Source organism: Robiginitalea aurantiaca, assembly GCF_030380815.1.
GTDB lineage: Bacteria > Bacteroidota > Bacteroidia > Flavobacteriales > Flavobacteriaceae > Robiginitalea > Robiginitalea aurantiaca.
In genome coordinates, this window is record NZ_JAUDUY010000001.1 from 378,575 (window position 1) to 392,895 (window position 14,321).

Annotated in this window: 15 protein-coding genes and 2 tRNA genes; 11 read left to right on the top strand and 6 right to left on the bottom strand. The window is 46.8% G+C overall.

Annotation, left to right across the window (positions count from 1 at the left end; genetic code table 11):
• Position 1: 1 nt before the first annotated feature.
• From cybH to QU605_RS01640, 3 genes are read right to left on the bottom strand one after another with little or no spacing between them, the layout of a single operon-like run.
• On the bottom strand, positions 2-766 hold the full coding sequence (cybH, locus tag QU605_RS01630; protein ID WP_289723515.1) for a Ni/Fe-hydrogenase, b-type cytochrome subunit: 765 nt from the start codon (positions 764-766) through the stop codon (positions 2-4).
• 12 nt (positions 767-778) lie between these two features.
• On the bottom strand, positions 779-2,512 hold the full coding sequence (locus tag QU605_RS01635) for a nickel-dependent hydrogenase large subunit (RefSeq protein WP_289723516.1): 1,734 nt from the start codon (positions 2,510-2,512) through the stop codon (positions 779-781).
• 21 nt (positions 2,513-2,533) lie between these two features.
• Positions 2,534-3,658, bottom strand: a complete 1,125-nt coding sequence (locus tag QU605_RS01640) for a hydrogenase small subunit (protein ID WP_289723517.1) — start codon at positions 3,656-3,658, stop codon at positions 2,534-2,536.
• A gap of 147 nt (positions 3,659-3,805) precedes the next feature.
• On the opposite strand from QU605_RS01640, the gene hypA reads away from it, so the two are divergent.
• The 6 genes from hypA (at position 3,806) to QU605_RS01670 (ending at position 8,477) form a co-directional block, all read left to right on the top strand.
• Positions 3,806-4,147: a hydrogenase maturation nickel metallochaperone HypA gene (gene hypA, locus QU605_RS01645; protein WP_289723518.1), complete on the top strand. Its 342-nt coding sequence runs from the start codon at positions 3,806-3,808 to the stop codon at positions 4,145-4,147.
• Positions 4,148-4,169: 22 nt separating this feature from the next.
• Positions 4,170-5,087 (top strand): hydrogenase nickel incorporation protein HypB, encoded by a 918-nt coding sequence (hypB, locus tag QU605_RS01650; RefSeq protein ID WP_289723519.1) that lies wholly within the window; start codon positions 4,170-4,172, stop codon positions 5,085-5,087.
• Positions 5,088-5,091: 4 nt separating this feature from the next.
• A complete protein-coding gene (locus tag QU605_RS01655) occupies positions 5,092-5,355 on the top strand; it encodes a HypC/HybG/HupF family hydrogenase formation chaperone (protein WP_289723520.1) in 264 nt (87 codons plus the stop codon).
• An 11-nt stretch (positions 5,356-5,366) separates the two neighbouring features.
• Positions 5,367-6,047 carry a GNAT family protein gene (locus QU605_RS01660; protein ID WP_289723521.1) on the top strand — a complete coding sequence of 227 codons (681 nt, stop codon included), beginning with the start codon at positions 5,367-5,369 and terminating at the stop codon, positions 6,045-6,047.
• Positions 6,044-7,795, top strand: coding sequence for a tetratricopeptide repeat protein (locus QU605_RS01665; RefSeq protein ID WP_289723522.1), 1,752 nt, complete (start codon positions 6,044-6,046; stop codon positions 7,793-7,795). Before QU605_RS01660 ends, QU605_RS01665 begins: the two co-directional genes overlap by 4 nt.
• A 118-nt stretch (positions 7,796-7,913) precedes the next feature.
• Positions 7,914-8,477 (top strand): RidA family protein, encoded by a 564-nt coding sequence (locus tag QU605_RS01670; protein ID WP_289723523.1) that lies wholly within the window; start codon positions 7,914-7,916, stop codon positions 8,475-8,477.
• Between the two features lie 64 nt (positions 8,478-8,541).
• Here QU605_RS01670 and QU605_RS01675 read toward each other — a convergent pair.
• Together QU605_RS01675 and QU605_RS01680 are read right to left on the bottom strand one after the other, a co-directional pair.
• Positions 8,542-8,613: transfer RNA gene (locus QU605_RS01675), tRNA-Arg, on the bottom strand.
• Between the two features lie 147 nt (positions 8,614-8,760).
• Positions 8,761-8,832 (bottom strand) — tRNA-Arg (locus QU605_RS01680).
• 69 nt (positions 8,833-8,901) lie between these two features.
• Between QU605_RS01680 and QU605_RS01685 the strand changes: the two genes are divergently transcribed.
• Positions 8,902-9,345, top strand: a complete 444-nt coding sequence (locus QU605_RS01685) for a molybdenum cofactor biosynthesis protein MoaE (RefSeq protein ID WP_289723524.1) — start codon at positions 8,902-8,904, stop codon at positions 9,343-9,345.
• A gap of 2 nt (positions 9,346-9,347) precedes the next feature.
• Positions 9,348-9,776, top strand: a complete 429-nt coding sequence (moaC, locus tag QU605_RS01690; RefSeq protein ID WP_289723525.1) for a cyclic pyranopterin monophosphate synthase MoaC — start codon at positions 9,348-9,350, stop codon at positions 9,774-9,776.
• A 21-nt stretch (positions 9,777-9,797) separates the two neighbouring features.
• On the opposite strand, the gene QU605_RS01695 is transcribed toward moaC, so the two are convergent.
• Positions 9,798-10,502: a hypothetical protein gene (locus QU605_RS01695; protein ID WP_289723526.1), complete on the bottom strand. Its 705-nt coding sequence runs from the start codon at positions 10,500-10,502 to the stop codon at positions 9,798-9,800.
• Between the two features lie 441 nt (positions 10,503-10,943).
• Between QU605_RS01695 and QU605_RS01700 the strand changes: the two genes are divergently transcribed.
• From QU605_RS01700 to QU605_RS01710, 3 genes are read left to right on the top strand one after another with little or no spacing between them, the layout of a single operon-like run.
• Complete coding sequence (locus QU605_RS01700; RefSeq protein ID WP_289723527.1) at positions 10,944-12,413, top strand: type III PLP-dependent enzyme domain-containing protein; 1,470 nt, start codon at positions 10,944-10,946, stop codon at positions 12,411-12,413.
• Complete coding sequence (gene speB / locus QU605_RS01705; protein WP_289723528.1) at positions 12,410-13,357, top strand: agmatinase; 948 nt, start codon at positions 12,410-12,412, stop codon at positions 13,355-13,357. The genes QU605_RS01700 and speB overlap by 4 nt, the downstream gene beginning before the upstream one ends.
• Positions 13,347-14,321: a deoxyhypusine synthase family protein gene (locus QU605_RS01710; RefSeq protein ID WP_289723529.1), complete on the top strand. Its 975-nt coding sequence runs from the start codon at positions 13,347-13,349 to the stop codon at positions 14,319-14,321. Before speB ends, QU605_RS01710 begins: the two co-directional genes overlap by 11 nt.

Below are 14,321 nucleotides of genomic sequence, written 5' to 3' on the forward strand. Positions count from 1 at the left end.
TTCAGGAGGATGGGCTCGTTTCTGCCGGGGTGCTTTCCATTTCCTCTGAGTTTTCATTCAGGTCTTCAATATCTTCCGTGGTCAGACGATCCTCCTGCACAAATTTATAGCCTCCGAACATTGAGGATACTTCCCCCCGGCCTTCCAGCCAGTCGTGATAAAAGACGAGGTACACGTGTATCAAAGTGAATAAAATAAAGAACCAGGTGGCCACATGGTGTATGGTACGAACCATAAAATCCCCACCGAAAAGAGGCACTACCCAACTGAATAAGTCTGGCAACCACCACCCGGAATTATCGGCGTACAGGCCGAAACCTGTAATTACCTGAACAACGGCCACGATAAATAAGGCCACATAGGAGAGGGCGGCCACGGAGTTATGACCCACACTGATATTACGGACATCGTTTGTTTTATCGTGCATCAGGAGGATATCTATTTTCAGGACGTGCAGGATATTCTTGCGCATCTTTCTGCTGAAAGGCAAAAAGGCTTTCCAGTTGGCAAAGCGATTCCCGACAAAAGCCCAGTAAATACGCAGGAGCATATTAAAAAAGAAGATATAGGCTGTGGCAAAGTGAATAAAACGCACGGTCCCAAACCAATAAGACTCACTCGCCTCTGCTCCCGAAAGTATGGCAGGAGGATCTGCAATAATAAACCCTGTGGTTGCCAGGACAGTTATGCAAAGCACATTGATCCAGTGGAAAATCCTCACCGGAAGTTCCCAGACATAGACGCGTTTATAATTCTTGGATCGCATGGGATTCAGTTTTTAAATGTCACAGCTCGATATATTTTGCACCTGGGAAAGGTGTTTTCCATGTTCGTCGTACAAATGCACGGCACAGGCGATACAGGGGTCAAAAGAGTGAATGGTCCGAATGATTTCCAATGGGAGTTCCGGATCGGCGACCGGAGTATCCAGTAAGGTGGATTCATATGCGGAACGCTGACCTTTGGGGTCTCGGGGAGAAGCGTTCCAGGTAGAGGGAACCACCAACTGGTAATTCGCCGTTTTTCCATCTTCTATTCGAATCCAGTGCGCAAGGGCACCTCTGGGCGCTTCAGAGAACCCAACCCCTTTGGCGGAAGCCGGCCATGAAGTGGGCTCCCACAATTCGGTATTGGCCATCCTGGAATCGCCGTTTTTAATATTGTTGAGCAGGGTCGCATAGAAATCCTGAGTCCACTGGGCTACCAAACGGGTTTCCAAGCCTCTGGCTGCTGTCCGGCCCAGGGTTGAGAATAGGGCGTCTACAGGCACATCCAATTGTTTCAGTGCCCCATTTACCAATTCCTGAATCTCACTGTTTCCACGGGCATAGCCCACAAGAAGCCTGGCCAGGGGTCCGACTTCCATAGGCTTTCCTTTCCATCGGGGTGTCTTAATAAAACTGTACTTCTGGCTGACGTCCAGGGATTCATAGGGCGGTTTCGGACCGCTGTAGTTGATATTGGTTTCCCCATCCCAGGGATGTCTTCCTGTTTCTGCGCCTTCGGCATAGGGATCGTACCACGAATTGTTTACAAACTCTTCGATGTCGTCATTGCGATGGTCCACTTCGTGTACTTTGGAAAGGTCCCGGTCCAGGATGATTCCCGGAGGGAATTTAAAGTTTGAAACATCCGCATAGCCGTTCGTCGGAAAATCTCCATAGGCCATATAGTTTCCGAAGCCTCTTCCGATGCTCCCCCAATCCTTATAAAAAGAAGCGATAGCCATTAAATCCGGGAGATAGACCTGTTCCACAAATTCCTGACCTTCTTTAATCAGGCGCCCTACATAGGCCAGGCGTTCTGCATTCAGACCTCCGGGACTATCTTCATTGATCGCACAAGCCATACCCCCGACAAGGTAGTTGGGGTGTGGGTTCTTACCGCCGAAGATCGTATGCACTTTTACAATTTCCTTTTGCCATTCAAGCGCTTCCAGATAATGTGCAACAGCAAGCAGGTTAACTTCAGGAGGCAGTTTCATCTGGGGGTGTCCCCAATACCCATTGGCGAAGATTCCCAACTGACCACTTTCGACAAATCGTGTGATGCGCTTTTTAATGTCGGAGAAATACCCGGGAGAACTTTTTGGCCAGCTCGATATACTCTGTGCCAGCGTGGAGGTAGCTGCGGGGTCTGCTTTCAGGGCATTGACCACGTCAACCCAGTCCAGGGCGTGCAGGTGATAGAAGTGCACTACATGGTCGTGCATGTAGAGGGTGCCCTCCATAATATTGCGAACCATCTCCGCGTTTGGCGGAATATTAATTCCCAGGGCGTCTTCTACGGACCGGACCGACGCCAGGGCGTGAACCGTGGTACAAACCCCACAGGCTCTTTGCACAAAAGCCCAGACATCTCTCGGATCTCTCCCTTTGACGATGGTCTCCAGGCCGCGAACCATTGGACTCGAACTGTAGGCGTCTGTTATTTTACCGTCTTTCACCTCAACCTCGATTCGCAAATGTCCTTCGATACGGGTGATGGGGTCTACAACTATTCTATTTGCCATGATTGTGGATTTATGGGAAATCTATGATTCAAATTTTTTCTCATTTGCCTTGCCACGCCTGATGCGATCTGAAAGCTCTTTTCGCTTGGTGACATTTGCGGCAATGGCGTGTGCAGCCAGACCACCGGCCAGTACTCCTGCAGCCACTTTGCCAATGGTATCTGCAGAACTTTCTATGCCAAAGCCGGCCAGCCCTGTAAGGCGTTCGTAAAAGGGGCCATTGTCCCAGAAATCCTCTTCACTGCATCCAATACAACCATGTCCGGACTGTATCGGGAAACTCACCCCGTTATTCCAGCGGATGGTACCACAGGAATTATACGTCATGGGTCCCCGGCATCCTACTTTATAAAGGCAGTACCCTTCTTTGGCATTCTGGTCGTCAAAGGATTCGGCAAACAGACCCGCATCGTAATACGGCCGCCTGTAGCAGGAATCGTGGACCCGCTTGGCATAAAAGGCCTTGGGACGTCCGATATTATCGAGTTCGGGTAAGCGATCAAAGGTGATCAGGTGGACGATAATCCCGGCCATGACCTCACCGATAGGCGGGCACCCCGGAACCTTGATAATTGGCTTGTCTTTAATAATCTTGTGTATGGGGGTCGCTTTTGTCGGATTCGGGTAGGCGGCCTGAACGCATCCATTACAGGCACAACTACCCCAGGCGATAATCGCCTTGGCTCCTTCAGCGGCTTCTATCAGAATGTCCTTAGCAGATCGACCTGCGATACAACAGTAATTCCCATCATCCCCAAGGGGCACGGAACCTTCCACACAAAGGATGTATTCCCCTTTGTGTTTTTCCATGGTGGCGTGTTTTGCCGCTTCCGCCTGATGCCCGGAGGCCGCCATAAGGGTGAGTGTATAATCCAGCGAGATTTTATCCAGAATGATATCCGAAACAATCGGGTGGTCGGAACGGATAAAGGATTCGCTGCAACAAGTACATTCCTGGAAATGTTCCCAGATGACGGGAATTCGGAATGTCGTTTCTAAAGACTTGGCCACCTGGCCAATCATTGTTGTTTCAAGCCCCATGTACGCGGCGATATAGGTCGCGAATTTCATGAAGTCCCTTCGGCTATACCCCTGTTTTATGATGCTGTCATAATAGGTTTCCTGAGTGTTTCTTTCAAAAGCCATCTGATTGCCAGTTAATTAGAATTAAAAAGTGTAGGTAGTCGTACCTTAAACATATGACACCTAAAAGAGAAATAACATGATTTTTGTCAGGCTTTGTGATTTTTATTTCAACTAATATTGATAGAAATCTGTAATTCTGCCCGAACAATGCACGAGTTATCCATTGCGATGGGGATCGTTAAGATCGCTGAGTCCGAGACCAGGAAGGCCGGGGCCACAAAGGTGGAGCGTATAGAACTCGAGATCGGTACCCTGGCGGGCATAGAATTTGGGGCCCTTGACTTTGTTTGGCCGGTAGCTGTAAGGGATACAGTGCTCGAACGTGCAGAAAGACAGGTTGATGTGATTCGGGGCCAGGCGCGCTGTATGGATTGCGATACACTTTTTGAAGTTGCTAAATATTACGATTCCTGCCCCAATTGCAGGAGTAACTTAAAAGCTATTCTGAAAGGAAAGGAATTAAGGGTAAAAGCCCTTGAAGTAGTTTAATAGAACCTTAGAAGTATTAATTATGTGCGGAACTTGCGGATGCGGCAGTGAAGAAGGAGGCGTCAGAATCCTCACGCCCGGTATGACAAATCATGGACATACACATTCTCATGATCATGATCATTCTCACGATCACGGCCATCACCATCACCATGACCACGATCATTCTCATGACCATGATCATTCTCACGATCACGGGCATCACCATCACCATGACCACGATCATTCTCACGACCATGGCCATCACCACGATCAGGCAGGGATTACCCTGGCTCCAAACAAGAAAATTCTGGAAGTAGAGCAGGATGTTTTACATCACAACCAGGTAATGGCTGCCCGTAACCGAGGCTATTTCGAAGCCTTGAATATTCTTCCGCTCAACCTGGTCAGTTCCCCGGGATCCGGCAAAACGTCTTTGCTGGAACGCACTTTGAAAGAGATGAAGGAGTCGCTGGATTTCTACGTAATTGAAGGAGATCAGCAAACGGTCAATGATGCAAACCGTATAGCTGCCCTGGATGTTCCGGTAATCCAGATCAATACGGGAAAAGGATGTCACCTGGAAAGTGATATGGTTTTCGAGGCTGTAAAACAGCTCCAGATGAAGCCAGATGGGGTGTTGATGATCGAAAACGTCGGCAATCTTGTATGTCCCTCAATGTTTGACCTGGGCGAAAAGAAAAGGGTTGTGATTATAAGCACAACGGAAGGGGAGGACAAACCCCTGAAATATCCGGACATGTTCCATACCTCAGACATATGCATTATCAACAAAATTGACCTGCTTCCCTACCTCACATTCGATGTGGGGAAAGTCAAAGACTACGCCCTACAGGTAAATCCAAACCTGAAGTTTTTTGAAGTCTCGGCTACGACAGGCGAAGGAATGAATGCCTGGTACGACTGGCTCAGAACCCAGGTAAAGCCGAAAAAATCGTAAACAGATGTGTCTTTCAATCCCCGGAAAACTTATTGAAATCACACAGACCCTTGATGAAACCTTCCGTTTGGGGAAAGTTTCTTTTGACGGGGTGGTAAAAGAAGTAAACCTCACCCTGGTTCCACAGGCTGAAACAGGGGATTATGTTATGGTGCATGTAGGGGCTGCAATTGCGGTGGTCAATGAAGAAGAGGCGGTGAAAACCTTCGAGGTATTGCGACAGCTGGGGGAGCTCGATGAGCTGGACCCCGGGGATTCCTCAACATAACTCAACTTCCGATGCCCTATTTTGAACTTAAAAAAGGTGAAACCGGTTTTCCCCCTGCTCATTTTGCAGATCTGGACGGGCTTCTAGCGGTAGGAGGGGATATGAATGCAGCCCAGTTACTGAGCGGTTATCAAAGCGGCGTCTTTTACTGGCATCACCCCATGAAGCATATCAGATGGTGGTCTCCCGATCCGCGACTTGTCCTTGAAACGGATCAAGCCCCGGAATGGGTCAAGGAGGGGAATACAATGTTTTCAACTACGGTAAACACGAATTTTGAGGCTTTGCTCCGACTTTGTCAGAAGCGTTATAATGACAAAGATGCCATGGGACCTTCCTGGTTGTCGGAACGCATGTTTCGTATTTTCATGGAATTGTCCGAAAAGGAACTCATCCATGCCCAGGAGGTATGGCTGAACAGAACACTGGTTGGAGGTTTTTTCGGTGTTTGTCTGGGCCATCTCTGTTTTGGGGAGTACGCCCTGGGCGAGGTTCCCGGAGCGGCAGCTTTTGCCATATCGCAAGCTGTCCCGAAATTACGGGAGAAGGGAATTAAACTAATCGATATGCAGAAGGAAACCTCCAGGGATGATTCCCTGGAATACCATGAAATCTCACGTTTGGCCTATGTCGATTTCTGCAGGCAGGCCGGCGAGCGCTATAATAAGTCGGAAAAAATGGACTGTTTATGAGCAACTTTGATGATACCCTACGGCGGGCAGAAGGGCTATTGCAATCCAACAGGCCTGAAGAGGCACTCCCGTATTTTGAAGTTGCTCTGGAAACTGCGACCAGCGAGGTTGTGGAGCTGCAACTTCGAAATACCATTGCGAGAATAAAGGAGTTAACCGGGGCGCGAGGAGAGGCGACTTCCGGATTCTTGCAACTTCTTGAAATGGCCAACGCTCCGGAACCGGATATCCAGGAACAACGAGCCCTTGCCCTGAATAATCTCGGCAGGCTGGCCCTGCCACAAAATCCCGATGGGGCCATCGAGTATTTCGACCAGTCGATTGAGATTTACAAAATTCGCGCAGGAGTTAACGGACATTTTTACACCCATCTTGCCCATTCCTACATGGCAAGAGGGGAGGCGTATTATCTGAAAAAGAAATACTGGTTTTCTAAAAAGGACTACAAGGCAGCCCTGGAGTTGCATCGGGAGAACGCTGACGTATTGGGTACGGATATGGTGGCCCTGGCACATTATCAACTCGGGGCAATTTACATGGATGAATTCAATGCATACGATGCCCAAACAAATTACAGGAAAGCCCTGGATCTCTATCTTGAGGGGGTGACTGCAAATCCGTCGAAATACCGCCCATTGGTGGCTGCCTGTCTGAACAACCTCGCAGTCTCCAATATCCAGCTCGAGGAATATGAAAAGGCACTGGGGCATTATAAAAATGTTCTTGAAGAATATCAATGGCTCAGCCAGGAGAAGCCCGATGTTTTTTTACCCTATTTAGCCGCTACCTATGCCAGCCTTGGAATCGTATATTCAGACAAGATGAACAAGCCTTCTGAAGCTTTGCTCATGGGTCAGAAAGCCAAATCCCTCTACGAAAATTTGTCTGAACAAAGTCCTGGCAAGTACTTGCATTACCTGGCTACGGCATACCACAACTCGGGAATTTATGCCCTGGAAACCGAACAGTGGAAACACGCCTCTTCAGATTTGATAAGAGCACTTGAGTTGCGGAAACGGTTAATTGACGAGGAGCCTGAAGCCTTCGGAGCAGATTATTGTGTAACCGCTTTAAACCTCCTTGAGCTGTTTCAGCGCAAGCTGGAGGTTGACAAAGACCTCCAGTATCGCGAAAGGGGATTGGAATTGCTGGCAGATTTAAAAGTGGCGCTAAAAGTGCTCCCGGAGACCCCTTCGGTTGTCAATATGAAGAACGATTTCAAGTTCTTTCAAACATACTTCAATGGAGTCGATGCCGAAGGGATTCAAACCCTCGATACGATGGAAAAAATTCGCCTGTGGGATCAGGAGATCGACAGTACACTGGACCTGAATGAAAAGGCTGGGTATCAGGAGAAGATATTGAAAACCCTGGAGGACTTTCAGCAAACTTTTCCCCAAAACAGGGCGCTTCGAAAACCTTTTGTGCTGGCTCTGAACAATATGGCGTGGCTTGAGCTTTGTATAGGAGGGACGGAAATGGCGCGAAAACTACTTGTCCGGGCCAGGGCGGAGGATATGGAACTCCCTGCTTTACGCTGTAATGAGGCTCATTGTGATTTATTGGATGGGAAGGTCCGATTGGCGATAGAAAAGTACGAGAGTTTAGCGGGTGAGAAGAATGAATCAAATGCTGATCTGCGCGGAGTAATTCAGGAGGATATCAAAAAACTGGAAGCTTGTAACCTGCTTGAAGATCATATTCTTGAGGAATTGAAAATTGCCGGGATCCTCAAGCCTCATTCCTGAAAACAGCTTCTTATTCGATTGGAATAATGGTGAGGCAAAAAAGCATGGGGAAACGCTGTTTTACAGTTTGATTTGTAACGGAGCTTTGTATCTTTAAGAGCAATAAAATCAAAATCTTATGAATACTCGATTAACCCCCCTCCTTGGAATAGCGCTATTCACGGTACTGATTTCCATGGGGAGCTCACCGTTATGGGCCCAGGATACGCCTGAAGCTTCATACAATCCGGAAGCCAAACTCAAGGATATCGGAATCGAACTTCCCAAAGCTTCGAACCCGGTAGCCAATTACGTCAATGCAGTACGCGTTGGGAATCTCATTTTTCTTGCGGGAAAAGGACCCAAAAAAACCGATGGTACGTACATCACCGGGAAAGTAGGGGCAGACCTGACCGTGGAGCAGGGGTACGAGGCCGCACGTATCGCAGGTATCAACCAGTTGGCCGTTTTGAAGGCTGAACTCGGGAACCTGAACAAAGTAAAGCGGCTGGTTAAAGTGTTGGGAATGGTAAATGCAACCCCTGATTTCGGGAATCAGCCTGAGGTCGTAAATGGATTTTCTGACCTTATGGTTGAAGTCTTCGGCGAGCGGGGGAAACACGCCCGGGCAGCTGTGGGAATGGGTTCCCTGCCCAGGGGAATTGCTGTGGAAGTGGAGATGATTGTGGAGGTTTATGACTAGTATAACATAGTCCATTAAAAAATAAAACACCCGCGCACAGCGCGGGTGTTTTTGTATTTATTCGTAGCCCCGCCAGGAATCGAACCTAGATCTTGGGTACCGGAAACCCACATACTATCCATTGTACTACGGAGCCAAAGGGCTGCAAAGATAGAAAGGTTTGTTAGAATTATCGCCTTGACATTCACATTATGTGATTGGGTGGGTTCAGGCTCGCATGCGCTTTAGATTTGTCGAAAATTGAACACCCGGGCAATTGCCCGGGTGTTTTTGTATTTATTCGTAGCCCCGCCAAGAATCGAACTTGGATCTAAAGTTTAGGAAACTTCTATTCTATCCATTGAACTACAGGGCCCGCAAAGGTCTGCGAATTTAAAAATACTTTTTAAAATCTTTGGTATCTTCGTTAAGAAAGGATTGCAGAATGAAAACTAAGAAAAAAATAAACCTGTTTGTACCGGGCCCGATTAGCCCTGAGTTTATTGCTAACGCAATAGCAAAACACCAAAGTAAGACCCATATTGGTGCCCATGATATATTTCTGGGTCAGGTACGGGCCGATGAGATTGAAGGCAAAACTGTGGAGGCTATTGAGTACACCGCTTATGAAGCGATGGCCGTAGAGAAAATCATTGAAATACGCGAGGCGGCCTTTGAAAAATTTGAATTGAGTTGCATGCATATCTACCATAGTTTGGGTAAGGTGCCCGTTGGCGAAATCTGCCTTTTTGTGTTCGTTTCATCCCCACACCGCAAGGAGGTGTTTGAGGCCCTTCATCAGGTAGTGGAAGAGATCAAAAAGAAGTTGCCGGTCTTTGGTAAAGAGTGTTTTGGGAATGACGAATATTCCTGGAAAATAAACCGCTGAATATGGTCGATATTACCCACAAAGCTGTAACGCTGAGGACTGCAATAGCTCAGGCCAGGATTGTGCTCTCGAAAAAGGAAACCCTGGAGGCCATTGAGCAGGGTCGCGTTCCCAAGGGCGATGTTTTTGAGATGAGTAAAGCTGCCGGTTTACTCGGTGTAAAAAAAACACCCGACCTTCTTCCCGATTGCCATCCCATCCCCATTGAGGCCACCAGTATATCTTATGAGATTAACGATCTGGAGATTGTAATTACGGTTACCGTGAAGACAAATTACAAGACAGGGGTAGAGGTTGAAGCCATGCATGGGGCCAGTGTCGTGGCACTGAATATGTACGACATGCTAAAACCCCTGGACAAGGGTATCGAAATACAATCCATCAGATTGCTTGAGAAAAGCGGAGGCAAATCAGATATCAACAGACGATAAAGCTAACCCAATTCAACAGGTTTATTTGCGAACCGACCAGATCTCGTACATCGGTTCGCCTTTGCTGTTTTTGCCTTTGTGGTGCCAATCGTCACCTTTTCGTTCAAATTCAAAGCTGAGTTCAGCGCCTACGCGGGAATCATCCCTTGAAAAGAATTCAATAACCTCGGTATACACCCCATCAAGCGCCGCGTATTTACCCCCTCCGGTACCTCTGAAATCCATTGTCTTAACATTGTAGGCAATCCATTGGAAGTGTCCGTTAGTCAAAAATTTGAGTGTCTTTCTGGGTACGTTGTCTCCCCTTCGTTCCTGACCAGTATCCGGGCCCCTGGTGGCGAATAGCCATAGTCCGTCCAGGGGTTGATTTACCTCTGGCTGTCTGATGTAGGGTCGTGAGGCATCCTCGTTAAGAATCAACTGGCCACTCTGAAAGCCGAAAGTCGCCCGAAATTCCCGTGCTCCGTTCTTTTCAAATTCGGAATTGAACTCAAGGGCTGCCTTAAGGCTGTCTTCTTCTACGGTATAAAACCCACCGAGGGTAGACCCAAATTTTGCAGGGTTAGAATCGTATACGGAATGTACCAAATAGGATTCCGTAATCAATAGCAGGTAATTGCGCTTCCCGTTTTCGAGGATTTCAGTAGCCTTGTAAACACCCGGGGCAATCTGGCCGAACATCAATAAGGGCAATGCCAGCAATAAAGCAGTGTAAATTTTTTTCATCTGTTCGAAAATTAAGCGTTTTGAAGTATTGCTAAAGTACAGAATTCTGCCCTTCCATCATTTTTTCTTTAAAAGAGAGGTTAATTCTATGAAATATAATGCTTTAGGCTAAATCAATATTTTTCTGAAATCTCTTTTATTCTAGCTAAAAATGATTTCATTTGCATTTGTAAACCAGTTTTGTCCTGGTTTATGGCTGAGCATAATGAAAGGTGTTTTTATGTTTGGGTTACGGGGACTAAAGGAGTCATGTCCCGTAGCGGCCTTTGAAAATGGCGACCAAAATTTAGAGCTAACTCCTGGTCACTTACATCTAAAGGAATTCCGATTCAGGAACTACTTTGGACAACTATCCGCTTTTTTATCTGTGATTCTAGAACCTCTGACTCCTGAGGTAAGAAGTTTCATTGATCCCACTTTGCGCAAATTAAAACTGGAAGAATGAACGTCAAATTCAAGGACCTGATTGAACAGACCTTTGAATTTCCTACAGAGGAGTTCTCCCTGGAAAATTCAAACCTCTTGTTCCACGGACTCAACCTGAGCGATCTGGTTGCGCAATATGGAAGTCCGTTGAAATTCACCTATTTACCGAAGATCTCCGAAAATATTGGCCGGGCCAAAAAATGGTTTGACTCAGCTATTGAGAAATATGGGTATAAAGGAAAATACTATTATTGCTATTGTACGAAGAGCTCGCATTTTCGATACGTGTTGGAAGAAGCTCTTAAGAATGACATCCATATTGAAACCTCATCGGCCTTCGATATTAAGATTGTGGAGCGGCTCAAGCGCGATGGCTTGATAGATGCGGACACCTACGTTATTTGCAATGGATTTAAGAGGGATGCCTATATTGAGAATATCGCAAACCTGATTAATGGCGGACAGCGGAATTGCATTCCCATCCTCGACAATTATGAAGAGATCGGTTTATTGACCAGCCGTGTTAAGGATCGGTTTCAGGTTGGAATTCGAATTGCTTCGGAGGAGGAGCCCAAATTTGAATTTTATACCTCTCGTTTAGGTATTGGTTATAAAGACATCGTCCCTTTTTACGATAAACACCTCAACGACAATCCAAATGTGGAGTTGAAAATGCTTCACTTTTTCATCAATACCGGAATCCGGGATACAGCCTATTACTGGAATGAACTGCTTAAGTGCCTGAAGGTATATGTCCGTTTAAAAAAGCATTGTCCCAGCCTGGACAGCTTGAATATCGGTGGGGGATTTCCAACAAAGAATTCCCTCTCTTTTGAGTACGATTACCAGTATATGGTAGATGAAATAATCAATCAGATCAACCTGGCATGTGAGGAAGCTGAGGTTGATGTCCCAAATATTTTTACAGAATTCGGGAGTTTCACTGTTGGAGAGAGCGGAGGAGCCATTTATCAGGTTCTGTATCAGAAACAACAGAACGATCGTGAGAAATGGAACATGATCGACTCTTCTTTTATCACCACGCTGCCTGATTCCTGGGCTATCAACCGACGCTTCATCATGCTACCTGTCAACAGGTGGAACGATACCTACGAACGGGTGCTATTAGGGGGGCTTACCTGCGATAGCGATGATTATTACAACAGCCAACAGGATTTGAATGCCATCTACCTGCCGAAATTCAATCCTGCACAACCTCTTTATATTGCCTTTTTCAATACGGGTGCGTATCAGGAAACCATAGGGGGCTATGGAGGCCTTCAACACTGCCTGATCCCGTATCCCAAGCACTTGCTTATTGATAAAGACGCGGACGGGCGGTTTCACGTATCCCTTTTCAGAGACCAGCAAAGTGCAGCGGAAAACCTTGAAATCCTCGGATACGCAGCTGATAATGACACCGCGGAACACGCAGTTTATAGTGCTGAAGAATCGATTCACTCAAACAAACCCATACTAAAATGAGAAGTAAAGCAACTTTCGCGGGAATCCCTGTGGAGTTTGGTCAGTTAGAAACTGCTCAGGTAGTACTGATACCCGTTCCTTTTGACGGTACATCTACCTGGGGTAAAGGTTCAGATAAAGGTCCGGAGGCCTTTTTAGAAGCCGCTGAAAACATGGAACTTTACGATATTGAAACCGACACGGAAGTATACAAACAGGGGATACACCTCGTGGAAGCCATTTCTGGGGAGGAGGACCCTGAAGTTCTCGTCAATCGGGTTCACAAGACGGTAAAGGACTATATTAAACGGAATCACTTTGTGACCCTTTTAGGAGGTGAACACTCGGTCTCCATTGGGGCGATTCGCGCCTTTAACGAGTGTTATGATAACCTGACCGTCCTCCACATCGATGCGCATGCTGATTTGAGAAAAACCTATATGGGTAGTGCTTATAACCATGCTTGTGCCATGCACGAGGCCTCTCAATCCACCAACCTGATTCAGGTAGGTATCCGAAGTATGGATGCCATAGAGAAAACCTACATGGATCCCGAAAAGACATTTTTTGCCCATGAATTGGCTTTGGATGAATTCTGGATGGATAAGGTGGTGGATCTTTTAACCGATCAGGTTTACATCACATTCGACCTCGATGCGCTTGATCCTTCAATTATGCCCTCAACAGGAACCCCTGAACCCGGAGGACTTCTGTGGTACGAAACGCTGGAGTTTCTTAGCAAGGTTTTTAATGAGAAGAACGTCGTAGGGTTTGACATGGTAGAACTCTGCCCGAACCCAGCCGACAAGTCCCCGGACTTCCTTGCGGCCAAACTTTTCTACAAAATGTTGAGCTATAAATATCGGGAACAGGAATCAAAACTGGATTTTGATGATGAATCCCTGGACGACTTCGAAGACCAAAACAGAAACTTCACTTCAAAATTTGAAGACGATGCCTACTGAAGCTCCCGTATCCGAATTTATAACCCGATATTTTAAACATTTCAATGCGGCTGCCCTTCTCGATGCAGCGAGGGGTTACGAGCTTCAGTTGAACAAGGGATCCCGTATGCTTGTAAGTATGGCAGGGGCCATGAGCACAGCCGAATTGGGAAAGATTTTTTCAGAAATGATCCGTCAGGACAAAGTGCATATCATTTCATGTACCGGGGCAAATCTGGAAGAGGATGTCATGAACCTGGTGGCACATTCGCACTATAAGCGATTGCCGAACTACAGAGAATTGAGTCCGGAACAAGAGTGGCAGTTACTCGAAAATGGATTAAACCGGGTTACGGATACTTGTATTCCGGAGGAGGAGGCTTTTCGACGGCTTCAGAAACATATTTTTGAAATTTGGAAAGAAGCAGACCAGGCTGGTGAGCGTTATTTCCCGCACGAATTTCTCTACAAGTTACTGCTTTCAGGTGTTTTGGAACCGTATTATGAGATCGACCTCAAAGACTCCTGGATGTATGCCGCGGCAGAAAAAAACCTACCCCTTGTATGCCCGGGGTGGGAAGACAGTACCCTGGGAAATATCTTTGCCTCTTATGTCATTAAAGGGGAACTATCGCCCCAAACCATGCGTTCGGGCATCGAATACATGACCTATCTCGCAGAATGGTATATGGCAAATTCAAAAAACGGCATTGGGTTTTTTCAAATTGGCGGGGGGATTGCGGGGGATTTCCCTATCTGCGTAGTGCCCATGCTCTACCAGGATCTGGAACAGGAAGATACCCCTTTCTGGAGTTATTTCTGTCAAATCAGTGATAGCACAACCAGTTATGGTTCCTACTCGGGGGCTGTTCCCAATGAAAAGATTACGTGGGGGAAACTCGGGATAGATACCCCTAAATTTATCATAGAAAGCGATGCAACTATTGTTGCTCCTCTGATTTTTGCTTATCTTTTGAAGATGTGA

Bases quoted from the DNA above. Each gene is read 5' to 3' on its own strand.
- QU605_RS01635 (WP_289723516.1), bottom strand. From the start codon at position 2,512: ATGGCAAATAGAATAGTTGTAGACCCCATCACCCGTATCGAAGGACAT.
- QU605_RS01710 (WP_289723529.1), top strand. From the start codon at position 13,347: ATGCCTACTGAAGCTCCCGTATCCGAATTTATAACCCGATATTTTAAA.
- QU605_RS01670 (WP_289723523.1), top strand. From the start codon at position 7,914: ATGAATACTCGATTAACCCCCCTCCTTGGAATAGCGCTATTCACGGTA.
- cybH (WP_289723515.1), bottom strand. From the start codon at position 766: ATGCGATCCAAGAATTATAAACGCGTCTATGTCTGGGAACTTCCGGTG.
- moaC (WP_289723525.1), top strand. From the start codon at position 9,348: ATGGTCGATATTACCCACAAAGCTGTAACGCTGAGGACTGCAATAGCT.
- QU605_RS01665 (WP_289723522.1), top strand. From the start codon at position 6,044: ATGAGCAACTTTGATGATACCCTACGGCGGGCAGAAGGGCTATTGCAA.
- QU605_RS01655 (WP_289723520.1), top strand. From the start codon at position 5,092: ATGTGTCTTTCAATCCCCGGAAAACTTATTGAAATCACACAGACCCTT.
- QU605_RS01685 (WP_289723524.1), top strand. From the start codon at position 8,902: ATGAAAACTAAGAAAAAAATAAACCTGTTTGTACCGGGCCCGATTAGC.
- hypA (WP_289723518.1), top strand. From the start codon at position 3,806: ATGCACGAGTTATCCATTGCGATGGGGATCGTTAAGATCGCTGAGTCC.
- QU605_RS01695 (WP_289723526.1), bottom strand. From the start codon at position 10,502: ATGAAAAAAATTTACACTGCTTTATTGCTGGCATTGCCCTTATTGATG.
- QU605_RS01640 (WP_289723517.1), bottom strand. From the start codon at position 3,658: ATGGCTTTTGAAAGAAACACTCAGGAAACCTATTATGACAGCATCATA.
- QU605_RS01700 (WP_289723527.1), top strand. From the start codon at position 10,944: ATGAACGTCAAATTCAAGGACCTGATTGAACAGACCTTTGAATTTCCT.
- hypB (WP_289723519.1), top strand. From the start codon at position 4,170: ATGTGCGGAACTTGCGGATGCGGCAGTGAAGAAGGAGGCGTCAGAATC.
- QU605_RS01660 (WP_289723521.1), top strand. From the start codon at position 5,367: ATGCCCTATTTTGAACTTAAAAAAGGTGAAACCGGTTTTCCCCCTGCT.
- speB (WP_289723528.1), top strand. From the start codon at position 12,410: ATGAGAAGTAAAGCAACTTTCGCGGGAATCCCTGTGGAGTTTGGTCAG.